This window comes from Bacillus sp. HMSC036E02, from assembly GCF_001836235.1.
Lineage (GTDB): Bacteria > Bacillota > Bacilli > Bacillales > Bacillaceae_G > Bacillus_A > Bacillus_A cereus.
In genome coordinates this window covers 209,757-233,889 of the sequence record NZ_KV827850.1, presented here as the reverse complement: position 1 = coordinate 233,889, position 24,133 = coordinate 209,757, and the positions used below count along the sequence as shown (strand labels likewise).

Here is a 24,133-nt window from a genome sequence, read left to right as displayed (position 1 = left end):
AACCTAACATTAAGAAAATGAAATGTTTAAAGGGGAGAAGAGCCTTGCAAAAGAAATTTATCAATCCAGAAACGATGCCACCAACTTTTGGATACTCGCATGTAGTCGAAGTTACAAACGCTAAACGAACAATTTACATATCTGGACAAGTAGCGATTAACACTGACGGTCAAATAGTTGGAATTGACGATTTAGCTACACAAACGCGACAAGTATTCGAAAATATTAAAAGTGCATTGGAAACTTCGGAATTAAAATTTAATGATGTAGTCAAATTAACATTTTTCTTAACAGATATTTCTCAAATGGCCATTGTGAGAAATATTCGAGATCAATACATTGACACTAATAATCCACCAGCAAGTTCAGCTGTAGAAGTTAGAAAGTTAATTAACGATAACTTATTAATTGAAATCGAAGCAATCGCTGTAGCAAACTAGTTATAAAAAAATATTCGTCATCATAATACAATTCGTTTAAAATGAACAGATTAAACGAATTGTATTTTTATTATTTAAAATCTAATTTATATCCGAAAATATTATTATCAATAGCTAATAAAGCGAATAAATACATAACCAATCACACATTACTAATTCGGTGGAAAAGGGGATCATAATAAACACAACTGAAACTTAGTAAGTTTATTACTTTTTTACAGTTAACATAATATATATTATAGGCAGTTATAGAAACAAAGCAATACCAGGTATCAAAACCCAAGTAAACTATACTTAATGAGACGAAACAGAGATTTTTAGTGAGATTCACATGAAATCTTATCTAAACAAATTTCTTCAGTTTTTATCGTTTTTATTTGTTATAAATTCATCACAGCAAATCTTAATCAATAATCACTTAAGATTTAACGAATTAAAAACATTTTTGATTGGTAAGAAATTTTTATACAGAAAAATTATTTCTATACAAAATATAAATTAGTAATTTTATTTTATGTTTTACTTAATGAATTTATTGCTATTTGCACATGTTTTACAACTTTACATTATTTGTTGTTATTTCTGTTATTTAGGCTTGACTTTCATTATACTCATTGTTTTTTATTCTAGTTAACATAACGCTTATTTTTAACATAAAAAAATCCTCCTCACCTTCAGGAAGATTTTTTGTTTGCTATTATTTTATTTATATCCTCTAGTAACAATCCCAATTGTAAATGACATTGGAAAAATCTAGATTTAACAAATCTTCCTTACGTATAAAGAAATTAGCAACGCCAGAATCTCCCCACATAATATTTAATGAATCGTCTGTATCGATTTGCAGTAATAATATATCATGTTGTTGGTATTTTTCTTCCCATTCTCTCGGATCTGTCTGTGTGAAAAATGGATAACCACCAATTTTATGTCCTTGATCTTTACATAAATCATAATACAGTTCGCCTAATTCTGTATTATTTTCTTCATCAACAATTTCTTCCCAATCAATTTTATCACTAAAAATCATTTCAAATCGATAATCTCTTGGTGTTACTGGCTGATATGCCAACTCAAACTTTAGTTTTGCTGCTTCGGGTATGATAAAATTCTCTAAATCTAAAGTGTTTAAATAACTAAAATCAGTAATCACCTTAGTTAAATCCGCTGTGATTGTAGAATGATAAACAATCCGAAAGTCTTTTTGGCTTGTGGGATGATCAAAATCTGCTCCAAAAAGATCTTCTTCAGCACTTATGAAAAACTGTAACATTCCATGTTGAGGCATATGTTCAATGTTAGGTATTTCTTCAAGGTTTAACTGCGCAAGTAGCATCATAGGTTGTCCGTTTGAGTCTTTAGGATGCTCTTGATCTATAGGTAAATACGGATATCCACCAAATTTACTTTCAAAAAGCGTTGTCTCTGCTTGCGTTCCAGACACTTTAATATACGGTTTCACACTTTCTTCTAAAATACTACGATACTGTTCTAGTTCTTTCGGAATTTGAAGTTGATACGTATTCTTCACTACATTTGCCTCCCTTTAGTAATGAATTGAAAATGCCTAACTTAATTATATAGTAAGCGATAGCTTAATTGAAAATCGTTAAAAATCCATTTTCACCCTCATTTTTTGCGCGCTTGGCGGACAAAGTAAATTATGCTCTAAAACCTTTTTATTAATAGTTCGAATTAATTCCGCTGCTTCTGTAGTATTTGTATTTTCTTTTAGTCTTTCTTTTAAATCGTCAATTTCTTTTGAAAGCTCAATCCACCTAGGCAAAACATGATTATTTGCTAAAGTTCTATAAAGTTGCTTTTCAGGATTGTAAGAAAGATCGTTATCGAGATTAAGAGGTTTACCTTTACCAGGTAAATTATTAAATGACCCTTTCTTTTCTGCCTCTTTAACGATAGAACTAATATGATCCTCATACGTATAGGACCAAACTTTTTCATCTTTTACTAAAATCTCTTGCTTTTTTAGTTTTTTATCTAGTTCTTCTTGATTCATAGCTTTTCTCTCCTTTTTATTTTTAGTGTCGTTTTTGTAAATTCCAATGCCCTTAATCCTTCGAATAGCTTTTCTCGCCACCACACGCTATCATGATCGCCTTGAAACTCTTCATAAGTAATGTGGTATTTCTTTTCTTTTAAAGCTTTATACAGACGTCTATTAGCCGTTAAAAGAGGTCTGTTTTCAAGTTCTCCTACTGCTATGTAAGAATAGAGATGAGTCGCATTAGAATCTATTGATTAAATTTGATTTTCAATCCAAGGAATATCGTTTTCAAAAGTTAGTTCTTCTAGCTGATTAACATGATCTACAGCAATACATGGCGGTATTCCATTTTCGTAAATTAAATAATTGAGTGTTTTTGCGATTGAAGATTACTTAATGCATGGATTTTTATTAAAGACAATGAAATGTTCTTGAAGATGTGAAGTTTAAGAATAATTATGAGGTAGATCAAGATGTTTTGCCCTTGCTGCAATGTGGCAGTAAGGATATTTAATTTTGATAGAATAATATAAGAGCCTTGCTACACTTTTGTAATAAGACTCTTTAAATGAGTTATTTACTAGAATAAGTATCTATTGCTTGAATAGAAAGTTCCAACGATTTTATTCTTCTTTCTAAAAGCGTTCTTTGAGGACTCCCAAGCTTCGACTTAACGTAAATCTTTTCAATTGATGGAAGCAAACCAATCAGAACATTACGAGCTTCTGCTAAATCTTCCTGAGTATAATGATGAGTTTCTTGCTTCCAAACACTTTCTAACATAGCTAAGCCGATACTAGCTGCTTTGAGTCTTTTTTTCACTAAAGTAGTATTTGATCCTTTGTGAGTCATCTGTGATAAGGCATTTTCAAGTTTACTAATTGTTGACTGTAAAGATTTTATTGATTCTACTTTATCTATATTTGATACGTTTTTCATGTTAATGTTATCCCTTCTACGTTGCTAACTTGTTTTGTTTAATGTTTAATGAAATCCTTAAAAGCTTGATTTCACTCGAAATATTTTAACATAAATAACTAACTGTATTCGAGTTGGACAATAACTTAAAGTAAAACAGCTATTCCTCTCTCCTCCCCTGCATCATTCTATTATATGTACTTCTTTCTTCTCATTAGAATTCCTATATAAACTAGTTGTTAATATTGAATGTTTTATGAACAAAAAAACGTACAAGTAATGTAACCTGTACGTTTTCGCTTTTATTCAGTAAGGTAATAAAGTAATAGCTTTCTGGTCTTCTCATAACTTATGAAATCTCTATACAAAATGGGATAATTCACAATTTCTGTTTCTAGAAAACGATATTGCGGAAACCACTCGAAAAACGATTTTCTTAACCACTTTATTTGTTGAAACGTAATGTTCTGTTCGTTTCCATTTAGTACAGAATTTAAAGTAGCTGCTGGATGCATCCAATAATGATTAAAATCAGCGTTTATACAGTCATCTTCGGTAAATTTACTTTTTAAGTCTCGCTGCAATTTTGCTGTAGCACGATAAGGAAACGGTTTATGAAGTGGAATATGCATTTTCTGCAATTCCTTAAAAATAATTTGTTTTCCTAACTTCAACTTTCTCCTCCTTTATTTCTCTATCCAATTTAATAAGTTTTCATAATGATATTGAGCATCGATATACCCAAGATTATATAGATTAACGAGCTTTTCCTTATTTCTTTCTATTCCGCTTATAGGAAGCTGTACACTTGGTTGAATTACATAAAAATTATCTTTTTGTTCTTCTCGATTCATATAAGATATCGTCTCATTATAAAAACGATAATGGTCTACTAAATTCTCTGCGATTTTCGGATATTTTCTATATAGAATTTTAGCTAGACCAGAAAATTTATTTCGCTGCTTCTCGTATCCTTCTGGCTTTGTCATAATTACAACGTTCTTTTCATAACCATCAGTTTGAGCTTTTAAAACTGGTATAGGATCTATAATTCCTCCATCTAGTAATTTTCGATTATCATATTCTACAGCTGGTGCTATAAACGGCACAGAGCTGGATGCACGGATGATTTTTAAAATATCATTTCCATGTTCTGTTTTATTATAATAAACAGCTTGTCCTGATTCGCAATCAGTCGTCCCTATAACAAATTGTTCATTACAGTTTAAGAAAGTTTGAAAATCAAATGGAACAATTTTATTAGGTACTTCATCAAATAAAAAGTCCATTCCAAATAATTCACGTTTTCGAATTAAATTTCGATAAGATATATACCTGTAATCTGATACTAGCTCTGTATTTACCTTCTTATTTCTCCCTTGTTGACGCGACAAATAGGTTGCTCCCATACAGGCTCCAGCTGATACGCCGACTACATATGGAAAGAATAAGTTCTTTTCCATGAAATATTCGAGTACACCTGCAGTATATAAACCTTTCATTCCTCCGCCCTCTAATACTAAACCGACATTCTTCATTCTATATCCCTCTGCTTCTTTTTTCTTAATTTCATATTAGCATAAGATTTTAAGGTGAGGTTATATAAACTAATCACAACAATAACCAGAAACTACTAAAGTAATGTGATAATATCTTTGTGAGTAACATGTTACAATATAAGTAATTCATTCCACATATATTAAAGGAGGAATTTAATATGGGTTTATTTAGCGGTATTTTAGGAAATGCATCAAATACGAGTTCTGAAAGTGTAGAACGTGATTTAGAGAAGATTATGCTAGACGATGAAAAAGTAGAGCATGCTTATAAATTAATTCGTGATCTAATCGTATTTACAAATCGTCGTCTTATATTAGTAGATAAACAAGGAGTAACTGGCAAAAAAACAGAATACCATTCTATTCCTTATAAAAGTATTACACAATATAGCATCGAAACGGCTGGGCATTTTGATTTAGATGCAGAACTTAAAATTTGGGTGTCTAGTATGGAGGAACCAATTACGAAAGAATTTAAAGGTGACGATAGTATTTTAAGCATTCAAAAAGCGCTAGTAACCTTTACGACAAAGTAGTGGTTTTTGTATCTTTATTCATTTTCAAAATTACTAACCCGAGTATTTTGGAAGAACATACATTATTTTTGTATATTTAATCTAAAATAACATAAAAAGGTAAAGCGTATTTTAAATGCTTTACCTTTCTTTTTTGTAATAAACAAGTGTAGTTTTATCATTTAATTTCTTTATTACTTCTGTTCTTTTATACCCCATTTTCTCGTATAGAAAACAATTTCTTTCTTCTTCTAAAATCGTAGCAAGTTCAAAACTTCGTGCTTCTGGAAACATTTCTTCAATTAAAATAAGTACCTTCTGAGCAATTCCTTTCCCTTGATAGATTGGATGAATAAACATTGGACTAATCCAAAATTTATAAGGTAGTTCTTTTGCGGATATACATATCGCTCCAACAAGTTTCGAATCTATTATCACCTTATAAAAATTACTGCTGGGATTATTTATTCTAAAAATAGTTTTTTCAATAGTTTCATTTGCTGGATTTGTTTCATAGTCTTTATATTTATGTAATAAAGAGCTAAATGAGTCTATTTGCATTTGAAATATAACTTCTGCATCAGTTTCTGTCACCTTTTCTAATATAATCTCCATGTTACCAATTTAGACGCTTTCTTAAAGAAGTAATATGAGCGGTATGGTGACGCCCATGCCATGCATATAGTCCTATTGCAACAGCAAGTTTTGTTTCACCAGTTTCAGGATGGTTAAATGTCTTTTCTAAATCTTCAATTTCTAGAGAATATAAAAGATTAACCCATCTTTTATGTAATGAATCTAGCATTACTAGTGAAACATCTACCGGTAATTTTGAATCGGGTAACTCTGCCCACTTCTCTTCTTTATACGGCTTAATAGTTGGATTCTTTTCTGTCAGTGCTAATTTAAAACGTATGTAGCTATTCATATGGCTATCAACGACGTGATGAACTACTTGACGTACAGTCCAACCTCCAACGCGATATGGTGTATCTAACTGCTTCTGATCTAAATCTTTAATTGCCCTTGTTAGTTCATTAGGTAAATCTTCAATTTCTTGAATCCATGTATCAATCATTTCTTCAGTTATAGGACGTTTGTATGTAAATTGGCCAATTGGATAACGTAAATCATTCATGAATAAGTCCTCCTTATTATAAGTGTGAAGTATTTCTCCAAATATAGTGTACAAACTTCACATGTTCTCCATTTAATTCTACAGATGTTATATCTGATTCGTTTTGATAAGAAGAAAATCCGCTTTTTTCTAGTACAATTTGTGATGCGAGATTATTAGTCGTTGTTTTAGCATAAACTTCAGTAATTTCATTATTTTTCACTACATCTAAAATTAATTTTACGGCTGCTGTTGCAACTCCTTTTTTAGTAAATTTTTCTCCGACACGATACCCGAGCGAACTAATTCGAGTTTCCGTATCTATATCTACTAAATTGATTCGCCCTACAATTTCTTTTTCTTCATTACGAATTAAATAAAAATAAGAATCTCCATCTGCCTGTTCTATTAATAAATCGTCTAGTAGTTTTTGGAAATATTCAAATTCAAAATATTTCGAGCCACGATTTGGTACCATTGTTTCAAAAAAAGATTTATTTGTAAGTTCAAACGTAAATAAATCCTTAGCATCTTGTTTCTTTAGTTGCTCTATGTATATTTCCATTCCGTATTCTCCTTCTTGATTTACTAACTGTTATACATTCTTTTTTAATCAATTATATTCCTGCTATTTCTTTCGATTAAGTAATACAGATAGTAGCACTTTCGGATGAAAGAGATGAAATGGACTACGAATTAAATTCATCACTCGTACTAACCGAATATAAACATCAGAATTACTTGCGGATAGTCGATATATTTGCTTCGTATACCATAGTTGAAATTTTTGTTTTGTAGTTAATTCTCTCTTTAGTTGCGGGTGACGTGATATTTCTGTTGTTGTCATATCCCAAGGGGTTTCTATTATAGTAGCTGCCTTTTTATAAAATTGTTGTGTAAATGTTTTATCAAGTTGTTTTCTATCTTGCAAAAGTAATTGCAATTGGTGAGCCTCCATAGCAGCAACTGATACGCCTTGGCCGAAAACGGGATCAAAACGACATTGCGCATCTCCAACAACTAATAATCCTTCTGGTACATTATTCACTAAATCAAATCGCCGGCGTACTTGATAAGGGATTTTGTATGTCTTTATATCAGTAATTCCCTCAGCCTTATTTAAGAAGTCTGTAACATTAGAAATTGATAGATTTTCAGCAAAATCATAAAACTCATCATCTGTTTGTGGTGCTTTCTCATTTGCGTATCCACTAAAAGTAACAAAATAACGATTATCTTCTATCGTTTGAATAAGAACGCCATAAGGGTTATCAGGGAAACTAGGAGACATTAGCATATTACAACAGTCTAACTCCTCATTTTCTTTAAGTTTGAACATTTTCGTTGCGTAAAATAAATCAATACGAACTTTCTCTTCTTGTACTTTAATTTCGTATTCTCGTAGCCACTCTATACTTTTTGAGCCAAATCCACTCGCATCAACTACAAGATCCGCATGAACTTCTTCTTGTGTGTTTGTCTCTAAATATTTAACTTTTACTCCACACACCTTGTTAAGCTTTGCATCTACCAATAACCCTTTAACCAATGTTTCATATTTAATAGTAATATTTGAAATTTGATGTATTCGTTTTTGAATATGCCATTCTAGCAAAGGACGACTTTGTTGAATCATATGTACTTCCCCTATGAACGGTTGTTTCCATAGACCGAATTGATGCCATTTCAAATCACGCGTAAAGTTGTTTATTATACTACCCGCTTCTATTAATTCGTTCGTAATATTAGGAAACAATTCTTCAATTGCGTTTTCTCCACCTTTTAATAACACGTGAGGATGATTACTTTGTGGAACTCTTTTTCTCGAAGACTTTCCATCCCATCTTTCACCAGCTTCTATAATGATTACTTCTTTAAAAGAAGTTGATAATGCTTTTGCTGCAAACTTTCCTGCCATACTTCCACCAATAACGATAGCCTTATTAAACATATTTTCCCCCTTAATAAAAAGAGATCCTGCCTTGTATGAATGAAACAGGATCTTAAACTAATTAACTTCTTTATCATTATACTTAAAATACATCAGTAAATTGCAACATTAAAATTAAAATACCTAATCCCCATACGTAATACGCGAATACTTTTAAGGAGTGACGTTTTAAATATTGAATCATCCATGAAACGGCTATGTATCCAAAAAAGGCTGCTGATAACGTTCCGACAATTAAAGATGTACTAGAAATAGATTCTGCTTTCCCTTGAAAAACGTCTACAAATTGCAAAACGATAGCTCCAACGATGGCTGGTGTCGATAGTAAAAAAGAAAAGTAAGCAGCAGTTTCACGGTCTAATTTTCTCCATAATGCAGCGACAATTGTCATTCCAGAACGGGAAATGGCTGGAAAAATAGCAGCAGCTTGAAATGAACCGATAATTAATGCGTCTTTATATGTTATGTCATCCATTTTTTTACGACCATTCTTTTGTTTATCTGCCATGTAGAGAAAGAATCCGGTCACTAAAAACTCCCAACCGATCGTGATTCCTGTTTTTGAAATATCTTCAAAGAAATCTTTAAACAATAAACCAATTACAACTGCGGGTATTGTCCCAACGATAAGTAATAACATGAGCTTTGAAAATGGGTTTTTAATTAAATATATAAATTCTTTTTTGTAATAAATAAAAACCGCAAGTAAAGTCCCAATATGCAGCAGCGTATCTAAAAATAAGCCAGCCTCATCTAATCGGAACAAATGCCTTCCTAAATAAAGATGTCCGGTACTACTGATTGGTAAAAATTCTGTTAAACCTTGAATTATACCTAGTATGAAAGCTTCTAACCAATTCATGATGGTCTCCTTTCTCTTTTGCTTGTACCAATATATGAGGGTTAAATTTTCGATATGAAAAAAACTATATTTCTCTATGAATTTACTTTTTATTTATGGATATATATGTAAAGAGGGTTAAGGAGGGTTATTATGTGGAAGCACACAAAATTCGGTAATGTATTACTTTGGGTGGGCCCTATCCTTGTATTTTTAGGACTATGTATGACAAATGTTATTTCAGATATTCCTTTCTTTGAGGGAAAACATAAAACGGTTGGTATTGTACTTATATTTATAGGTGTAATCTGTTTTGTTGCTGCTAATCATTTGAAAAAAGGAGAAAGATATGAAGAATAAATCTAAATAAAAAACAATCCTTGCATATTAGCTAGGATTGTTTTTTATTAATGTTGATTATTTGTAGAATACTTTATCAACGTTATATTTCGCTTTGTATTCATTAATGATATATGTTTCGTAAATTTCTCTTTCTGTTGGATCTTCTACGATACATGCATCAATGCGGTATACTTCATCACGGTGATTTTTAATTGGTGAAACATTATCTTCAAAATGCTTCTTAATACGTTGTCTAATTTTACGAGCTTTACCTACGAAAAGAAGTTCGTCATTAATATTGTAAAACATAAAAATGCCGCCTTTATCTCTAGGGAACAAGTGGAAATCGATAAATCCATTAATTGGAGTAATGATTGGCTCGTCTCCTTTAATAACTTGTTTACGTTCAGTAATTGAAACATCAGCTTCAGGAATATTAATTTTAATCAAGTTCATTCACGTCCTCTTTTATTATAAAGATAAATAATAGCATACATAAGTAAGAAAAGCTATGTTCAGAGGCATATTTCATTTTATAATTCAAATATTATAGGTGTATCATGTAAACTTTTCTTCCAAATCATATGATCACTGGATTCTCCCCAGTAATCTTTCAATACATAGTTAGGTTTTCCAAACTTTTTCGTCCATATACTTTGCGCATTTTTATATCCACTATCTAAACAATATTCTGTTATCCCTCTGCTAAGTAATGTAAGAAACATTGTATGTAGTAATAAACTCCCTATTCCCTTTCTTTGATACTCCGGAAGTATGAATACAGTTCCTATTTCATACAAATTTTTAAGCACACCACCTGTACAACTATTAATCAATGTACTTGCTGGACCGATTTCGATTGTTCCAATGATTTTATTGTTACTTGTATCAATTGCTAATAAAAAGTAACGACTTTCTCCGTTACTATCAAAATCACTTTTCAAATACTGCTTTTTTGAGTTAATTTCATTTTCTATGTCATCCAATAATTGTGACAATCCTTCATTTTTGTATGTATTCGTAATAACTATACGGAAAAATAAATATAGTTCATCTACATCATTCAAATTCGGTCGTCTAACTGCAACGTTAGTCATGAATTCAATCTCCAATCCTCATTATGCCATTGTCAATACAACACTTTATATAATCTATTCATCATTATTCTGCAAAAACCTGCATAAATCCAACAGTATAGAAAGCTCATTATAAATATTGATAAAATAATTTTTATATCCATAGTTGTATGAACAGCAGGACCAAGTACCGGAAAGTGGAAAACATCGAGAACGATCATAATACCTATAAGTAGACAAGTTGCTGAAAAAGAAACAATCCAAATTCTCCTCTTTAATTTTAAAAAGGATACTCCTAAGGCTAGACCTAATAAGCCTGTAGTAAAAGGAAAGACAATTAGTTCACTGGGCTCAATAATAAATAATAGAAAAATAGTAAGAATATAAGAAAGTATTCCCTCACGAATAGAATAAAAAATAGCAAAAAAAATCGGTAATGTCGAAAATGGACTAATGAGCAAACCTATACCAGGAACTAAGTTCCCAGCTGCTTGAAACATGGTGGCTAATGCACTCATCAAAGCTGTAAGTACTAACTTATTCGCAAGGGACAATTTTCTTTTATGAACAAAGCTCGTATCATGTTCTATCATCAGTTGATACCAATAACGTACAAACCAATTCATTAAAATACCCCCTAAAGATACCACATTCATTACTTTCTATATTATTCATACACTTATGGTTTATGAGTTGCTTTCTACTAGTTATAAATCACTATATAAAATAGATACTTATAGATTGAAGATTTTTAGGGGGACAAGTCAAGTTGTGCGTTTTGGAAGCAGAATAAACTCTTTATGTTTTTAAACTGAGAATTTATATCGTATCAAGGAATAATTTCAAAAATGGTACCTTTGTTAAAATCAGTTACTTTCATAGAACTGTAAACTCCTAAATATAACTTAGTTTGATTCGAATTTGTTCCTAAACTCATATAATAAGCTGCTTGCGTACCAAAATCATAATTGGTTTCAATAGCATAAAAGTCAGCATGTTTACCGTCTGTACCTGCTCTAGTATAGGCTAAAACACCCTTAATTGGAGACTGGGATTCTCCTTTCTTCGCAAGGTCAGTAAAAACAACGCTACCTGTTAAATTTGGAATTGCATTTCCCATATATGGCTGAACTCCTGTAAGTGAAGTTCCTCCAAACTTATCTGTTCTAGAATCTTTATGAAAATAACTAAGTAGAGGCAGAATACGCTTCACTGAAGTTTGTATTGTTTCATCATAATAAACCATCGTTCTCTCATCCAAAGTCTGATTCTCAGAACAATGTCGTATAAAAGAAGTAGGTAAATCCCCTTCCCATCCTCGCCACCCAAAATTGATAAACCCATCTTGATTGGGAGTTAACCTCATAAAATGCATTTGAACAAGTTCTGTTACCGGTATAGGTTTATATTGAACAAATGAAAAAATAGACTCTACAATATCTTGTCCGACATTTCCGGCGTATTTGATATATTGATTATAAAACCTTTGAAATGAAATGCCGGTTATATTACGTACTCCTTTTGCAATTACTGTAAGTGTTTCTTGTATAGATAAAGGAAGTTCATTAAAGCGTGTAACTACAGGAGGGTTATTTATAAATGTATTTTTACTTACATCGATTTCAATTATTTTTCCTGCTATTTCTAAATCATCTTGGCTTAAATTAAATGGATCATAACCTGATCCACCATCTCCATTTGTAAAAACAAGTTTTCCAGTCTCAGGTGAAAAGTTTAAACTATTGACTCCGTTATGATTAAAAAATGGTCTTCTTACATTCAGTAATGTTCGTCGCTTTTGAGCTTGACCATTAGATTGTAAAGTCCATTCTTCCACTGTATCAATGTGATCATATTGCGTATTTCTATTAACCCACTTCAAATTTAACGTTTTAGGGTCACAAGGATTCGGTTTAAATTGTTCAGAAAGTGCACCTGGTCCTTGAGTTCCGGCTACTGAATAATGAAGATAAAATAACCCATTTTGATAAAATTGTGGATGGAACGCAAGTCCTAGCAATCCGCGTTCATCATAACCGCTACTAGAAACACCTTCTTCAAATGTACCTAATTTAATAATTAGGTGACGAATATCTAAAAATGTCTTTATAACTCCGTCCCCTATGTAAAAAATCTCTCCTAATTGAGTTGCGATAAATAGTCTTTCGGTCGATTCACCTGGAAGTATCGTTGTTTTCAATACAGTTGGTAAATTTACGTTATGAACAATGGGTCGTAAACTAACTTTAACTTTTGTCAATTAACTGTACACCCCTTTTTCTTCTTTTTTATAGAAGAATATGATTAGAGTAGTTCTGTTAGTATCAAATAAGTTTTCTTCCTTTTTATTACAATTTTGTATATAATATAATTATAAATAATCTGGGGGACGAACTATGATAATCGTACTACAAATCATCTTACCACTAATTTTCGCAGTCTATTTATTTACCCTCTATCGTAAAGGGATGTATGGATCAGCTTCATTCCTTTTAGCAGTCATGATAGGAATTTTCGGTTTAGAGAATATTTTTCAGCATGCTAGTCTAACTGATCATGCTATTTATCCATATTGGGGCAGTTTGAAGGCTGTTGTTATCGTTTTATCAGTCGTATTTCTATTTAAAAAAGGTGGTTTAACAGGAAAATATTGATTTTTAATGCGTTACATATTTTCTTGTTAAATTGCTTTTATTTTATAAAAGAAGCAATATTTATGTGAAAACAAGAAGGGATGTGTTACATATGTCTATAAATATTATTTCAATAGTTTCTATCATAATATGGATTGTGTTAATTACAGAACTTATAAAACCTTCAAAAGAATAGAACGTACGAAAAATAGTAACTTTAGTAACTGCTGGTTCCGCATCAACACTTATTTTGACGGTTTCATTTATTCAAAATATCCCGTTTTGGAATTGATAGTGATATATATAACTAACAAAAATATGTATAAATAAAAAGATTAGGGTTCACTCCTAATCTTTTTATATTTTGAGGTAGCACCACATGCTCAGCAAGCTAAGGTCTTGAAGTAGCCCCTAAACAAAATTTAAAATTTTTCTAAAGTTATTTATGTGAATTTAACTCGTTTTCAGGAACATATGTGGTCCTTTTATAATTTGAAGTTCTTTTTAAGCTTCTTATATTTTCTATACGAACGTCTAACAATGTTTAACATAAAATACGGTATTTTAACAGAGAAAGGCAATTTATAAATGAAAGGAAAATAAAAGGTGAAATATGCCTTTTCTAGATCCCTCCACTTACTATCTTCTTTTGTTTTTAAGAAATCAGATACATCGACTACATATCCCCTTCCTTTTTCCATCATCACATTTTTCCCGTGAACATCACAAGGAGTTAATCCTTGTTCCCTCGCATACTCTAAAGCTTTATTTATATCAAGGATCACCTGCTTAGGAATTTTAATCCCCTTATGAAGGGCATCGTATAAGGTAATTTCTTTTAAACGTTTCAATACTATGAAATTTTTCCCTTTATATATAAGCTTTGAATAAGAAGGATGATCTCCAATTCTTCGGTATACTTCTGACTCTTTTTCAATTCCTTCTCCTTCTCGCACGTAAACTTTCACTACCCAATCTTTGTATTCTCTGTGCATGAATACTGCGGCATAATTACCTGTTCCTAAACACTTCCAAAGTCTAGGAATATCTTTAACTACTACAGGCTCGAATTCATCATCACTTCTTATACTTACCTCTTTTAATAATTCGTCATTTATCAATCCCACAAAACTATTTATACTCATCATTCCCACTCCGGTTTTGCTAAAAGGGGGCCCACCCACATTTTAACGAAAATATACACTAAGCGAATTTTAGCATAACATGCCAAATCTATATTACTCTATTTTATAACCTAAAACATTGTTTAGAAATGTAGCAAGGGTTTGTTAATGGTTCAATTCTTCTTCCACAACTATTTTTGTTAGCAAAAACTTTTATTGTTTTAATAGTCTTTTGTTTAATTCCCACAATGCTGTTTTGTTGCTATCCCATTTCAAAAGCGTTACTGCTTCCTCAAAGCATAACCATTTATAATTAAAGTGTTCTTTAGATAATGATATGTTTTTTGTAGGGACTTTAACTCCAAAAGAAAATTCTTTTATTACATAAACCTCTTCTCCCCAAAGGAATCCTCTAACTACATCCTCTACGGGTAGTGAAGACACAGAATCTAATTGTATATATGGACATTCTCTTGTAATACCAGCCTCTTCAAACGCTTCCCGTTTTGCTGATTCAATAGGAATCTCACCGACTTCTCCGCCACCAGCTATTCCTTGCCAATAACTATAATCACTTCGGTTGAAAATAGCATATTGAATGGAATCAGTAGTTTTTATATAAGGAAATATCAATACTTGATATGGCGCTCTCATTGCTTAAGCTCCTCTCAAAAATAAGTTTTAAATAAATATAAATAAAGAGCCGACATCACAATTCTACATTATTAATGCAGGTTTATAATGTCGGCCTTCTATTTTTAAAGAATTTTATTTTTCATAAACAGGCTTACTCTTAACAGAGGGAAAACTGCTTATTCCTTGTCGAATTTGTTTAGCATGGTTCTTCCTAAATGTTAGCAGTACCCTATATTATTCAATTGCGCCAGCAACATCATAATCATTTAAATCTAATTCAATTGGTTGTCCCAGCGCTAATTTAGCAAGTTCCGCTCCTAAGTATGGACCAGCTGTTAAACCCGAAGCTCCTAATCCATTCGCAACGAGAATTCCTTTAAAGTTAGGTAGTGGTCCGATAACAGGTAAGAATCCTGGTGTAAATGGTCTGAATCCAACTCTCGTTTCAAGCACTGTAGCATTTTCTAAGCCAGGTGCAACTGCTAATGCCTTATGGAATACTTCATGTAAACCACCTGCTGTTACACGATGATCGAAACCAGTATCATTCTCATGTGTTGCACCAATTACGACATGCCCATTGTCAAACGTTAAAATATATTGATCGTTCGGTGGCATAACAACTGGCATATTTTCTGTTGCTGTATTCTCGATTTGCAGATGAACAATTTGTCCTTTTTGGAATGTAACTAAGAAATTAATTCCTAATGGATTCAAGATTTCGTTCGCCCATGCGCCTGCAGTTACAATAACCTTTTCCGCTAAAATTGTTTCATCGTTTACTGTAACTCCCGTAATATGATTTCCTTCACGGACTAATATAGCATCGCCTTTTATTAAAGTTGCACCATGTTTTTTCGCAGCACTTATTAATGCATTGCGTAATAATCTTCCATTTACTCGTGCAGCACCACTAATATGAACAGAACTATATTCGTCTGATAATGCTGGGAATAATTTTTTTGTTTCTTCAGCTGATAAGCGAGTGATTTCACCAATCTCTGGGGCATCTTCACGTCGTTTATAAGCTCGCTCTTCCATTTGATCTAACTTTTTCTCGTCAGTATGTAAACTAATTGCACCTACACGATTATATCCTGTGTCAGTTTCACCGTCTTCTTCTAATTGCTGAATTAACGAAGAATAGTAACGTGCACCGCCTTTAACAATTTTATACCATGCTTTATTACGACGCTGCGATAGCCATGGACATACAATACCTGCTCCTGCATCAGTTGCTTGCCCTAATTGTTGGCGATCCACGATAGTAACATTCGCACCTGCCTTAGCAAGATGATAAGCAGTAGACGCTCCTAAAATTCCAGATCCAACTACAATATACGATTTCATCTCAAACACCTTTTCTCTTTTGCTAATTATATAAATATAAGAACATTCCTTAGTATAATAGAAGGAATACTTTTTTCAATGTACTCATCACAATTAATTGTTGCAGCATTGTGACTTTCTTAATCATTATTTTTTCTTCTTACGGAATAATTCAATTGTTTTATAGCCTTGTGAAAGGATCTCTATCATTTTCTCTAGACGTTTTTCACGTGTTTTTTCTTGTTTTACAGAAAAAAGATTACGTGCCCAATCTTTCTGATATCCAGGCGTTAAACTTTGATAAAACTTAAGTTCATTCGGATGATTAGCTAATAATGCTTCAACATCTTTAATTCGATCTGCATAATCGGCAACACATTGACTCATAGCAGATGTTTTCGTTATTTTTTTCTTCTCGCGTTTTAAACCTACAACAGTAAAGACTTCATCCATACTTACCATTCGTGCAAATTTAATATCACTTTCTCCCACATAACCATCTTCTCCAACATTTAATGCCGGAAACATCTCATCACGGTGAATAAACGTACTATAACGAGCATTACCTTTTTTCGGATATGCGAAGAATACGTAACCTTTTTCAATTAGTAATTCTTCATTACTTATAATAAAATTCGTTTGTTTCACCATTTCATCAAGCGTTTCTACAAATATAAAGATAGCATCGTGTTCTTTTGAGAATGCAGTTTCTTTACCTGTAAAAATGTCATAATCACTTGGTTCGTTAATAACGACCATATTTGTATACTTATTAAGTTTCAATTTATCAATAACTGACATATTAATCTTCCTTTACATTCAAAATTCATTGTACATACTTTTGCGTACTGTTCTAGTGTATTATATGTATTAAGAAAATCAACTTTAAATCGTATTATTCTGCTGCAAAAGAATATAATTCTTTACTAGATGGGGTGGTTTTATGCCATATGTAATCCGAGATGAAGGGCTAGTTTTACAAGGGGATGATGGAAAAGAACCAATTTTTCATACATATGAAGAAGCGAAGGAAACATTAAAAACATTAACTATACCGCAGTTTCCGAAACATATTAGAAGAAAACCATTTACACCAAAAATAATAAAGATAGCCGCTTCTGAATAAGAACCGGCTATCTTTATTATTCATAACTTAATAGCAAATAAAGTATATAAAAACTCTTTATATTGATCTTCTGTAATTTCACGCTTAGTTTTTTCCCCATGAACAACTTCAGTTAAACTTGTATTCGTTAATGAAATATGACCAGAGTTCGTCAACTTTACTGCAATTGGTCCTTTATTAAAAATAGACTTCTCATCTTCTATCACTCTTCTTTGAACATCGTTTATTACTATCTCATCAATATTAGGTTTATAAAAAGCATGACAAATTTTCCATTCTCCATCAGTATCTATTCTTTCTAAAACATAATTTCCTTTACTTGTATCTTTTCGTCTCACTCGGTACGAACCATTTTTTGAAGAAACAGACTCGCCAGTAAAAGGTACAGGAACAAGAGGTACTAACGAAGCTATACCTACATCAATTAAATACTGTAGATTATCATAAGTTAAAATAATTGTTATATGGCCATCCTCCAGTGCCCATGCATTTATATCATTTTTATACACCGTACCTAATGCCAGTTGTACATCATAGCCACAGTCTTTTAAGAAATAGTAAAAAAGAGTATTTAATTCGTAGCAAAGTCCACCACGGGAACTAGTTAAAATTTTCTCTCGTAAGTTTTCCAGAGAGATTTGATTCGTATTTCGTGCTATAACATCTAAATTCTCAAATGGTATAGTGTGTGCAAATGTAAAGAGAATTGTATTCAATTCTTCAAACTTCACTTCAGTACGCTTTGCAAGATTCAATCTTGTAAAAAGCTTATGTTGTAGACTTGTCATAGTCAGCACCCCTTAAAATGTATAAGTTAAAATATTATATGCTGATTGTAAATTTTAAGAGGCACTGTAACAACGTACATTTCATTTAACTGTACCGGTACAAAAATTACGATTCACGGGGTAAATTAATAGAAGGCGTCATTACAAATGCCTTTTCTGTAATTACTTCTTTTTGGAGTAGATCAAAAGCTACGAATATAAATTTAATAGTTTATCTATAGGCAAATTATTACTATCACTTAAATCAACAAAATACTGAAGTTGCCACATTTGACTCTTTTTAGCTTGATTGCTAACAGTGGTATCCCAAACAGGATAAATTCTCATTGCCATTTTCCCTGTTTGATTTTGTGTTCTCAATATTTTTTCTTTAAGAAGAATCTCTTTAGGAAAAATAAATTGTCCTAGTTTATTATCAGCAATACAAGTGATTACTAATAAATCAGGAGCAGCTTTATAAGAGAACGCTCTATTTCGCATATTTTCATCTTTCTCCCAAAAAGAAACAAATTGACCAGTTTTATTAGGTGTAACTTTTGATTTTCTAAAACGAATGGTTTTGTTATTTAAGTGGAATAAACATCCTGCATATTCTGCGTTTTGCTTTTCTTCTTTTAGATTCGTAATCATTAAATTGTTAGGTTTGTAAACTATATTATTTAAATTTTGGATTATATTATTAAAATTGTTCAAGACAACTCCCCCTTTATTCATCTCTTAGTTTACCACAAACATCAGTTCTTCTATATCGTATATAATTATAAACTAAGTGCAATGGGGGAATTTAGCAGGATATAATTATTACTTTAATGTACTTAGTTTTTCAATTTATACAGTACAAGTAAAATTGTTTTACAAAACTTCGTATTAATCATAGATTAAATTAGCCACAGCTATAAAAAATTGCCTCTATTTTTATTGTAAATATATATTTTTTATTACTAATACGGTCAATGAAATTAATGATAGTTTCTCTTTTTTATATTTTTGAATATGTATATACAGAATTACTTTTACTTGTTATAAAAATATTGTGGAGTAATATAACTTAACAAACTATCCAAAGTGTTAATCTCGGCATATGGTTGTATTTTGGTAGTATTCTTGATTTTCTGAGGGTTAAACCACACACCTTTTATATTTGCATTTTGAGGACCAGCAATATCCTTTTCTAAGTCATCTCCAATAAATAATACATCTTCTGATTGCACATTAAGCTTATTTAATGCTAGTTCGAATATATGTTTATCAGGTTTACTCAATCCTACTTCTTCAGAAATAATAATCGTATCAAAGTAATTGTTTAAATTCGTGTTAATTATTTTAGCTTTTTGTCTATGCGTTGAGCCATTTGTTATAATTCCAACTTTAAAGTGCTTCTTTATTTGATTTAAGAAATGAATAGTATTTTGGTCTATTGAAAAACATTTAGGTAAATTTTCATTCCAAAAATCTTGGATATAATTGTGTGGCAATCTATATTTCGGCGCGAATTCATCAAATAATGATTCTAAAACTATCGTTTTATCACTAATGCCGTATTCCCTTTTATCGTATTCTTTGAATTTCTGTAACATATTGTTTTTGACTGTATCACTAACATCCTCATAACATTTTTCTAAAACTAATAAAAACAAGTTATCTACTGCCTTATCCCTATCAATTAACGTATCATCTAAATCAAACAGCATCGCTTTATAACCCATCAAATAATTTCACAACCTTTCTCACATGATTTAAATAATCCCTTGTTTGCACCTTAGGCCTTTACTAAATTAGCAAAAAAACTAAAAAATTTGTGGCGTAAGCTCTAAAATTTCGCTGGCTTCTTTTATATTTAAATTCATCTCCCTTTCCCTTTCCCCTTCTAGTAAAGTATCAAAAGTATATGTTCAAACAGTTTAAAAAACTACATGCAATTTACATTATTATACATTAGTTTTTTGTAAATATTAATTGTTTAGCTTTTTATATAATAAGTTTTTTCAAGCGCACAAATATTTCTCTATAAAAAAGGAATATGGGTAATAATACTTTTTTATGGAGAATACACAATCTTGAAAATGGAGCTACTACGTTAAACGTCCTATGAAGTTCCTATTGTATCTCCACATAAACTCCAGATAGTACGGCTATAATGACTACCAGAGGTGATATTATGAAAAACTATCATATTCTCGTGGTAGAGGACGATCAAGAAATTCAGGAATTAATTAAACAATTTTTAATGACACAGCATTATACAGTGTTAGTCGCTTCAGATGGACTAGAGGGTATGACACAATTTAATAAGCAATCATTTGATTTAATTCTTCTAGATGTCATGATGCCCAATCTTAATGGGTTTGAAGTTTCTAAAATGATCCGAAGTCAGTCAAACGTACCAATTATTATGCTAACTGCGTTAGAAGAAGAGGAAGATCAAATGAAAGGATTCGACCTTGGGATCGATGACTATATAACAAAGCCCTTTTCATTTCATGTTTTGATTAGACGAGTCGAAGCTGTACTTAGAAGAAGTTATGATAAAAATGTAAATAATCATTTGATATTTAAAGAAGTGCGTATTGATGTGGATGCATATAGAGTATATGTAAATGACGTTGAAATTATATTAACGACAAAAGAGTTTGAAATTCTACAACTACTATTTCAAAATGAGAGAAAAGTACTCACAAGAGAAAATATCGTTGAAAAGGTTTGGGGTTACGATTATTTTGGAGAAACACGAATAATTGATACACATATTAAAAACCTACGCAAAAAATTAGCTATCCCTTATATTAAAACAATAAAGGGTATTGGATATAAAATTGATGAATAGTATTGTGAAACTCATGAAAATGAAGCAAATTACTTATAAACTCTTTATGACTACATCTCTCATTTTATTATCCTTTGCAGTATTGATTTATTTAACTTTATACTTCTTTCTTCCGACGTTTTATGAGCAATATAAAACAGATCAACTTCAAACAGGGATAAACGAAATCATTGATAAATCTAAAAATCTTATGTTTCAAGATGCGATACCACTTTTTGATGAATACGCCAAAAAAAATAATGCGATGCTTTATCTTCAAAATAAAGAAGGAGTAATTATTTACTCTCCTTCATTTTCTTTTATTCAAAGTGGTACGCAAAAAACAGTAGTTACTAAAGCAACACGATTCGAGAATGCAAGTACCCTTAGCAATTCATATAACGTTACGAAACCAATTCAATTTCAAGATGGTAGTTTAACGCTTATAGTGTTTGCTACATTTCAACCGATTGATGAAGCTTCACAGGTTTTAGTACGCTTTCTCCCCTATATTAGTATCATTGTGCTCGTTATTGGTATAGGAAGTGCTTATTTTTATTCCAGGTTTATTACAAAGCCACTTATTTATATTAATGAAGGTGCACAAAAGATGGCAAATTTAGATTTCTCCGAAAAAATTGAGGTTCGCTCTACAGATGAGTTAGGAGAATTATCTAATAGTTTGAATGACATGTCTATTAACTTGCAACAAGCTATGTTTGATTTGAAAAAAGCAAATGAACAATTAAAAAATGATATTGAAAAAGAAAGAGAAATAGAAACAAAACGCAGAGAGTTTTTTGCGATTGTAGCACATGAATTAAAGTCCCCTCTTACTGTAATGAAAGGATACTTAGAAGGAATGATATACAATATTGGCCCTTATCAAAATCGCGATCAATATTTAAAGAAAAATCATCAAATTATTGAAAGTATGGAACAATTAGTTCGTGAAATTTTAAGCGTATCGAAATTAGAACAACACACCTTCAAACTAAAAGTAGAGGAAGTTAATCCTTCAAAGTTAATAGGTGCAATCACAAAAGATCTTGAATTTTTTGCTTCTCAAAAAAGCATCGAAATAATAAAAGAAATTAATTCTGACCTTTTTATTTATACCGATTGTGCTCTTTTAGAAAAAGCATGTAAAAATATTATTCACAATGCGGTTATGTATTCACCACATAATGAAAAAGTCTATATAAAGTTAAGTGAGGATTCGAAACAAGGTCAAATCAAAATGCAAATTATAAATACAGGTGTCAATATTAAAGATGAAGATTTACAACAAATTTTCAAACCATTTTATCGAATTGAAAAATCAAGAAATCGAAATACTGGAGGAAATGGTTTAGGGCTATATATTGTTAAGCAAATTCTTGAAACGCTAGATATAAAGTATTCAATAAAAAATATGGAACATAGTGTGCAATTTTACATGAGTATTCCATTATCTAAACATAAAAACAAACAAACTCTCCTTTAAATAGGACGAGTTTGTTTGTTTTTGTAGTAAGTATAAATTTATTAACAGGTTTTTCATTTGATGATATGTATGTTCTTAGAGCTGGTTTTGATAAGCAATCTATGCAAAATCTTCTTGAGAATTTAATAGTTGTTCGCCAATCTACCTTGTATTTACTTAGAAGCTTAGATAAAGAAGCTTGGTCACAAAGAGGAAATGCGAATAATTCTGAAGTTACAGTTCGTGCATTAGCATACATTATTGCTGGTCATGAGCTTCATCATCTTCAAATTATAAAAGAACGTTACCTTGGTTCTGATTTATATCCAGCAACTTAATATTTGAAGAAAATGAGTCCTATTTATGTAGTGCTCTTTTTCAGTATTTATAACGAATTAGCGCTTAGAACCATGGCAATTAAATGCATTTATTTATAAAATTCACCACATAATATTTATGCTATCCCTTCTTATTCTGTACATAATTTTCTTTAGGCTGATATACTATAAACGCAATAGTTCTGGAAAGGTGATGATAGTATGTATGAACAACAAAATAATAGAGATAGAGATCAAAAAATGATGTTTTCTATGCAAGGAGTTCCCACAAATAAAATTAACATGCATCAATTACCTAAATGGATTAGAATTTTTGGCTATTGTGCGTTTGGTTGGATAATAGTATTTAGTTTAATTATGATTGTAGGTTTAATTCTGCAATAACTATACAGAGTAGGTAAACGGGACGATATTTAGGTCATACATCTAGGTAATGTCCCGTTTTTTATGTGTGATTATCCCATGATATAGGTAACCAATTATAATAAAAAGAACTTGTAGAATATCCTACAAGTTCTTTTTCAAATATTATTAAAACGGGAACGACAAACTATTTTAACATTCAGTACAGGGAGACCATTTTGATTATGGCTTGATATTATTATAAATCAAATATAAACTTTTGAAAGGTATAGATTTCGAAAATTATGTGAATTAAATAACTACGATGTTTATATTAGATTTCATTTACGACCAACTTCTTCTTACTTAAATACACTGCACGATCTGATTTTTTAGCAACCGCCTGTGAGTGCGTCACAACAATAATGCATTTATTCTCTTTATGTGCAAGTTCTTGAAATAGTTCTATTATATCCATTGCAGTTTCCTCGTCGAGGTTTCCTGTCGGCTCATCTGCAATCAGTAAATCAACATTACAAGATAGTGCTCGAGCAATTGCTACACGCTGTTGTTGTCCACCGCTTAGTTGCAGGACGTTTCGTTTCGCTTCAACTTCTGTGAGTCCTACCCTTTCTAACAATTCTAATGCTCTTGCTGTTTTATTTTGCACTTTAACACCTGTAATTTCCATTGCTGTTAAGACATTTTGAAGAGCTGTCATATAGGTTATTAAGTTATAAGATTGGAAAATTACAGATACATTTTGATTACGGTATCGATCCAAA

29 protein-coding genes and 3 pseudogenes are annotated in these 24,133 nt (G+C 31.4%); 10 read left to right on the top strand and 22 right to left on the bottom strand.

What is annotated here, in order from left to right:
* Nucleotides 1–44: 44 nt before the first annotated feature.
* The gene (locus HMPREF2590_RS15360) at nt 45–440 is read left to right on the top strand and encodes a RidA family protein (RefSeq protein ID WP_001169714.1); all 396 of its coding nucleotides are present in this window, start codon (nt 45–47) and stop codon (nt 438–440) included.
* 715 nt (nt 441–1,155) lie between these two features.
* Here HMPREF2590_RS15360 and HMPREF2590_RS15355 read toward each other — a convergent pair.
* The 5 genes and pseudogenes from HMPREF2590_RS15355 to HMPREF2590_RS15335 all read right to left on the bottom strand — a co-directional run bounded on the left by HMPREF2590_RS15355 (nt 1,156) and on the right by HMPREF2590_RS15335 (nt 4,901).
* Nucleotides 1,156–1,971, bottom strand: a complete 816-nt coding sequence (locus HMPREF2590_RS15355) for a YwqG family protein (protein ID WP_000799788.1) — start codon at nt 1,969–1,971, stop codon at nt 1,156–1,158.
* A 78-nt stretch (nt 1,972–2,049) separates the two neighbouring features.
* Nucleotides 2,050–2,930, bottom strand: a pseudogene (locus HMPREF2590_RS30560) (DnaJ family domain-containing protein); the annotation flags it as partial.
* Between the two features lie 88 nt (nt 2,931–3,018).
* Nucleotides 3,019–3,384 (bottom strand): hypothetical protein, encoded by a 366-nt coding sequence (locus tag HMPREF2590_RS15345; RefSeq protein WP_000800298.1) that lies wholly within the window; start codon nt 3,382–3,384, stop codon nt 3,019–3,021.
* A gap of 281 nt (nt 3,385–3,665) precedes the next feature.
* Nucleotides 3,666–4,037 carry a YxiJ-like family protein gene (locus HMPREF2590_RS15340; RefSeq protein WP_000765912.1) on the bottom strand — a complete coding sequence of 124 codons (372 nt, stop codon included), beginning with the start codon at nt 4,035–4,037 and terminating at the stop codon, nt 3,666–3,668.
* A 12-nt stretch (nt 4,038–4,049) separates the two neighbouring features.
* Nucleotides 4,050–4,901 carry a patatin-like phospholipase family protein gene (locus HMPREF2590_RS15335; protein ID WP_000799975.1) on the bottom strand — a complete coding sequence of 284 codons (852 nt, stop codon included), beginning with the start codon at nt 4,899–4,901 and terminating at the stop codon, nt 4,050–4,052.
* A 179-nt stretch (nt 4,902–5,080) separates the two neighbouring features.
* Between HMPREF2590_RS15335 and HMPREF2590_RS15330 the strand changes: the two genes are divergently transcribed.
* Nucleotides 5,081–5,458: a PH domain-containing protein gene (locus HMPREF2590_RS15330; RefSeq protein WP_000522476.1), complete on the top strand. Its 378-nt coding sequence runs from the start codon at nt 5,081–5,083 to the stop codon at nt 5,456–5,458.
* A gap of 120 nt (nt 5,459–5,578) precedes the next feature.
* Here the strand turns inward: HMPREF2590_RS15330 and HMPREF2590_RS15325 are convergent, their stop codons facing one another.
* The 5 genes from HMPREF2590_RS15325 to HMPREF2590_RS15305 all read right to left on the bottom strand — a co-directional run bounded on the left by HMPREF2590_RS15325 (nt 5,579) and on the right by HMPREF2590_RS15305 (nt 9,367).
* Complete coding sequence (locus tag HMPREF2590_RS15325; protein ID WP_002005126.1) at nt 5,579–6,052, bottom strand: GNAT family N-acetyltransferase; 474 nt, start codon at nt 6,050–6,052, stop codon at nt 5,579–5,581.
* Nucleotide 6,053: 1 nt separating this feature from the next.
* Complete coding sequence (locus tag HMPREF2590_RS15320; RefSeq protein ID WP_000999082.1) at nt 6,054–6,575, bottom strand: YfiT family bacillithiol transferase; 522 nt, start codon at nt 6,573–6,575, stop codon at nt 6,054–6,056.
* 16 nt (nt 6,576–6,591) lie between these two features.
* Nucleotides 6,592–7,119 carry a GNAT family N-acetyltransferase gene (locus HMPREF2590_RS15315; RefSeq protein WP_050821877.1) on the bottom strand — a complete coding sequence of 176 codons (528 nt, stop codon included), beginning with the start codon at nt 7,117–7,119 and terminating at the stop codon, nt 6,592–6,594.
* 63 nt (nt 7,120–7,182) lie between these two features.
* Complete coding sequence (locus HMPREF2590_RS15310) at nt 7,183–8,505, bottom strand: FAD-dependent oxidoreductase (RefSeq protein WP_000482051.1); 1,323 nt, start codon at nt 8,503–8,505, stop codon at nt 7,183–7,185.
* A gap of 82 nt (nt 8,506–8,587) precedes the next feature.
* Nucleotides 8,588–9,367 (bottom strand): undecaprenyl-diphosphate phosphatase, encoded by a 780-nt coding sequence (locus HMPREF2590_RS15305; protein ID WP_001104291.1) that lies wholly within the window; start codon nt 9,365–9,367, stop codon nt 8,588–8,590.
* Between the two features lie 132 nt (nt 9,368–9,499).
* Between HMPREF2590_RS15305 and HMPREF2590_RS15300 the strand changes: the two genes are divergently transcribed.
* The gene (locus tag HMPREF2590_RS15300; RefSeq protein WP_000265477.1) at nt 9,500–9,706 is read left to right on the top strand and encodes a hypothetical protein; all 207 of its coding nucleotides are present in this window, start codon (nt 9,500–9,502) and stop codon (nt 9,704–9,706) included.
* A 57-nt stretch (nt 9,707–9,763) separates the two neighbouring features.
* On the opposite strand, the gene HMPREF2590_RS15295 is transcribed toward HMPREF2590_RS15300, so the two are convergent.
* The 4 genes from HMPREF2590_RS15295 to HMPREF2590_RS15280 form a co-directional block, all read right to left on the bottom strand.
* Nucleotides 9,764–10,144 (bottom strand): nucleotide excision repair endonuclease, encoded by a 381-nt coding sequence (locus tag HMPREF2590_RS15295; RefSeq protein WP_001048941.1) that lies wholly within the window; start codon nt 10,142–10,144, stop codon nt 9,764–9,766.
* Between the two features lie 77 nt (nt 10,145–10,221).
* A complete protein-coding gene (locus HMPREF2590_RS15290) occupies nt 10,222–10,785 on the bottom strand; it encodes a GNAT family N-acetyltransferase (RefSeq protein WP_000185963.1) in 564 nt (187 codons plus the stop codon).
* Nucleotides 10,786–10,817: 32 nt separating this feature from the next.
* Complete coding sequence (locus tag HMPREF2590_RS15285) at nt 10,818–11,390, bottom strand: YybS family protein (protein ID WP_001103993.1); 573 nt, start codon at nt 11,388–11,390, stop codon at nt 10,818–10,820.
* Between the two features lie 203 nt (nt 11,391–11,593).
* Complete coding sequence (locus HMPREF2590_RS15280; protein WP_000170006.1) at nt 11,594–13,024, bottom strand: PQQ-dependent sugar dehydrogenase; 1,431 nt, start codon at nt 13,022–13,024, stop codon at nt 11,594–11,596.
* Between the two features lie 136 nt (nt 13,025–13,160).
* Between HMPREF2590_RS15280 and HMPREF2590_RS15275 the strand changes: the two genes are divergently transcribed.
* Complete coding sequence (locus HMPREF2590_RS15275) at nt 13,161–13,418, top strand: hypothetical protein (protein ID WP_000587701.1); 258 nt, start codon at nt 13,161–13,163, stop codon at nt 13,416–13,418.
* A 91-nt stretch (nt 13,419–13,509) separates the two neighbouring features.
* Nucleotides 13,510–13,689, top strand: a pseudogene (locus tag HMPREF2590_RS15270) (hypothetical protein).
* 193 nt (nt 13,690–13,882) lie between these two features.
* On the opposite strand, the gene HMPREF2590_RS15265 reads toward HMPREF2590_RS15270, so the two are convergent.
* From HMPREF2590_RS15265 to HMPREF2590_RS15250, 4 genes are all read right to left on the bottom strand, one after another.
* Nucleotides 13,883–14,542: a protein kinase family protein gene (locus HMPREF2590_RS15265; RefSeq protein ID WP_000026531.1), complete on the bottom strand. Its 660-nt coding sequence runs from the start codon at nt 14,540–14,542 to the stop codon at nt 13,883–13,885.
* A 192-nt stretch (nt 14,543–14,734) separates the two neighbouring features.
* Complete coding sequence (locus HMPREF2590_RS15260) at nt 14,735–15,175, bottom strand: NUDIX hydrolase (protein ID WP_001202618.1); 441 nt, start codon at nt 15,173–15,175, stop codon at nt 14,735–14,737.
* A 216-nt stretch (nt 15,176–15,391) separates the two neighbouring features.
* Complete coding sequence (locus tag HMPREF2590_RS15255) at nt 15,392–16,507, bottom strand: NAD(P)/FAD-dependent oxidoreductase (protein ID WP_000844391.1); 1,116 nt, start codon at nt 16,505–16,507, stop codon at nt 15,392–15,394.
* Between the two features lie 126 nt (nt 16,508–16,633).
* Nucleotides 16,634–17,287 (bottom strand): YdeI/OmpD-associated family protein, encoded by a 654-nt coding sequence (locus HMPREF2590_RS15250; protein ID WP_000110843.1) that lies wholly within the window; start codon nt 17,285–17,287, stop codon nt 16,634–16,636.
* Nucleotides 17,288–17,429: 142 nt separating this feature from the next.
* Here HMPREF2590_RS15250 and HMPREF2590_RS15245 point away from each other — a divergent pair, with 142 nt between their 5' ends.
* Entirely contained in the window at nt 17,430–17,612 is a 183-nt protein-coding gene (locus HMPREF2590_RS15245; protein WP_001147162.1) for a hypothetical protein, read from the top strand.
* A gap of 20 nt (nt 17,613–17,632) precedes the next feature.
* Here HMPREF2590_RS15245 and HMPREF2590_RS15240 read toward each other — a convergent pair whose 3' ends face one another.
* The 3 genes from HMPREF2590_RS15240 to HMPREF2590_RS15230 form a co-directional block, all read right to left on the bottom strand.
* The gene (locus HMPREF2590_RS15240) at nt 17,633–18,400 is read right to left on the bottom strand and encodes an arylamine N-acetyltransferase family protein (RefSeq protein WP_000202771.1); all 768 of its coding nucleotides are present in this window, start codon (nt 18,398–18,400) and stop codon (nt 17,633–17,635) included.
* 189 nt (nt 18,401–18,589) lie between these two features.
* Nucleotides 18,590–19,093 (bottom strand): MepB family protein, encoded by a 504-nt coding sequence (locus HMPREF2590_RS15235; protein WP_001058867.1) that lies wholly within the window; start codon nt 19,091–19,093, stop codon nt 18,590–18,592.
* 320 nt (nt 19,094–19,413) lie between these two features.
* Complete coding sequence (locus HMPREF2590_RS15230; protein ID WP_000540704.1) at nt 19,414–20,106, bottom strand: HAD family hydrolase; 693 nt, start codon at nt 20,104–20,106, stop codon at nt 19,414–19,416.
* 452 nt (nt 20,107–20,558) lie between these two features.
* Here HMPREF2590_RS15230 and HMPREF2590_RS15225 point away from each other — a divergent pair, with 452 nt between their 5' ends.
* From HMPREF2590_RS15225 to HMPREF2590_RS15210, 4 genes and pseudogenes are all read left to right on the top strand, one after another.
* On the top strand, nt 20,559–21,224 hold the full coding sequence (locus HMPREF2590_RS15225; protein ID WP_070861464.1) for a response regulator transcription factor: 666 nt from the start codon (nt 20,559–20,561) through the stop codon (nt 21,222–21,224).
* 13 nt (nt 21,225–21,237) lie between these two features.
* Nucleotides 21,238–22,689 carry a sensor histidine kinase gene (locus HMPREF2590_RS15220; RefSeq protein WP_065845536.1) on the top strand — a complete coding sequence of 484 codons (1,452 nt, stop codon included), beginning with the start codon at nt 21,238–21,240 and terminating at the stop codon, nt 22,687–22,689.
* Nucleotides 22,690–22,730: 41 nt separating this feature from the next.
* A pseudogene (locus HMPREF2590_RS15215) lies at nt 22,731–23,006 on the top strand (DinB family protein); the annotation flags it as partial.
* A gap of 201 nt (nt 23,007–23,207) precedes the next feature.
* Complete coding sequence (locus HMPREF2590_RS15210) at nt 23,208–23,390, top strand: hypothetical protein (RefSeq protein WP_000273232.1); 183 nt, start codon at nt 23,208–23,210, stop codon at nt 23,388–23,390.
* Nucleotides 23,391–23,682: 292 nt separating this feature from the next.
* Here HMPREF2590_RS15210 and HMPREF2590_RS15205 read toward each other — a convergent pair.
* The coding region (locus tag HMPREF2590_RS15205; RefSeq protein ID WP_070861462.1) for an ATP-binding cassette domain-containing protein at nt 23,683–24,133 on the bottom strand (451 nt) is incomplete at its 5' end.

What these genes read in the sequence shown, in the direction of transcription:
- HMPREF2590_RS15240 (WP_000202771.1), bottom strand. Translation starts at nt 18,400, where the DNA reads ATGACAAGTCTACAACATAAGCTTTTTACAAGATTGAATCTTGCAAAG.
- HMPREF2590_RS15320 (WP_000999082.1), bottom strand. Translation starts at nt 6,575, where the DNA reads ATGAATGATTTACGTTATCCAATTGGCCAATTTACATACAAACGTCCT.
- HMPREF2590_RS15310 (WP_000482051.1), bottom strand. Translation starts at nt 8,505, where the DNA reads ATGTTTAATAAGGCTATCGTTATTGGTGGAAGTATGGCAGGAAAGTTT.
- HMPREF2590_RS15230 (WP_000540704.1), bottom strand. Translation starts at nt 20,106, where the DNA reads ATGGGTTATAAAGCGATGCTGTTTGATTTAGATGATACGTTAATTGAT.
- HMPREF2590_RS15250 (WP_000110843.1), bottom strand. Translation starts at nt 17,287, where the DNA reads ATGTCAGTTATTGATAAATTGAAACTTAATAAGTATACAAATATGGTC.
- HMPREF2590_RS15305 (WP_001104291.1), bottom strand. Translation starts at nt 9,367, where the DNA reads ATGAATTGGTTAGAAGCTTTCATACTAGGTATAATTCAAGGTTTAACA.
- HMPREF2590_RS15285 (WP_001103993.1), bottom strand. Translation starts at nt 11,390, where the DNA reads ATGAATTGGTTTGTACGTTATTGGTATCAACTGATGATAGAACATGAT.
- HMPREF2590_RS15225 (WP_070861464.1), top strand. Translation starts at nt 20,559, where the DNA reads ATGAAAAACTATCATATTCTCGTGGTAGAGGACGATCAAGAAATTCAG.
- HMPREF2590_RS15265 (WP_000026531.1), bottom strand. Translation starts at nt 14,542, where the DNA reads ATGAGTATAAATAGTTTTGTGGGATTGATAAATGACGAATTATTAAAA.
- HMPREF2590_RS15295 (WP_001048941.1), bottom strand. Translation starts at nt 10,144, where the DNA reads ATGAACTTGATTAAAATTAATATTCCTGAAGCTGATGTTTCAATTACT.
- HMPREF2590_RS15330 (WP_000522476.1), top strand. Translation starts at nt 5,081, where the DNA reads ATGGGTTTATTTAGCGGTATTTTAGGAAATGCATCAAATACGAGTTCT.
- HMPREF2590_RS15300 (WP_000265477.1), top strand. Translation starts at nt 9,500, where the DNA reads ATGTGGAAGCACACAAAATTCGGTAATGTATTACTTTGGGTGGGCCCT.
- HMPREF2590_RS15220 (WP_065845536.1), top strand. Translation starts at nt 21,238, where the DNA reads ATGAAAATGAAGCAAATTACTTATAAACTCTTTATGACTACATCTCTC.
- HMPREF2590_RS15335 (WP_000799975.1), bottom strand. Translation starts at nt 4,901, where the DNA reads ATGAAGAATGTCGGTTTAGTATTAGAGGGCGGAGGAATGAAAGGTTTA.
- HMPREF2590_RS15260 (WP_001202618.1), bottom strand. Translation starts at nt 15,175, where the DNA reads ATGAGAGCGCCATATCAAGTATTGATATTTCCTTATATAAAAACTACT.
- HMPREF2590_RS15290 (WP_000185963.1), bottom strand. Translation starts at nt 10,785, where the DNA reads ATGACTAACGTTGCAGTTAGACGACCGAATTTGAATGATGTAGATGAA.
- HMPREF2590_RS15255 (WP_000844391.1), bottom strand. Translation starts at nt 16,507, where the DNA reads ATGAAATCGTATATTGTAGTTGGATCTGGAATTTTAGGAGCGTCTACT.
- HMPREF2590_RS15345 (WP_000800298.1), bottom strand. Translation starts at nt 3,384, where the DNA reads ATGAAAAACGTATCAAATATAGATAAAGTAGAATCAATAAAATCTTTA.
- HMPREF2590_RS15245 (WP_001147162.1), top strand. Translation starts at nt 17,430, where the DNA reads ATGCCATATGTAATCCGAGATGAAGGGCTAGTTTTACAAGGGGATGAT.
- HMPREF2590_RS15275 (WP_000587701.1), top strand. Translation starts at nt 13,161, where the DNA reads ATGATAATCGTACTACAAATCATCTTACCACTAATTTTCGCAGTCTAT.
- HMPREF2590_RS15325 (WP_002005126.1), bottom strand. Translation starts at nt 6,052, where the DNA reads ATGGAGATTATATTAGAAAAGGTGACAGAAACTGATGCAGAAGTTATA.
- HMPREF2590_RS15210 (WP_000273232.1), top strand. Translation starts at nt 23,208, where the DNA reads ATGTATGAACAACAAAATAATAGAGATAGAGATCAAAAAATGATGTTT.
- HMPREF2590_RS15315 (WP_050821877.1), bottom strand. Translation starts at nt 7,119, where the DNA reads ATGGAAATATACATAGAGCAACTAAAGAAACAAGATGCTAAGGATTTA.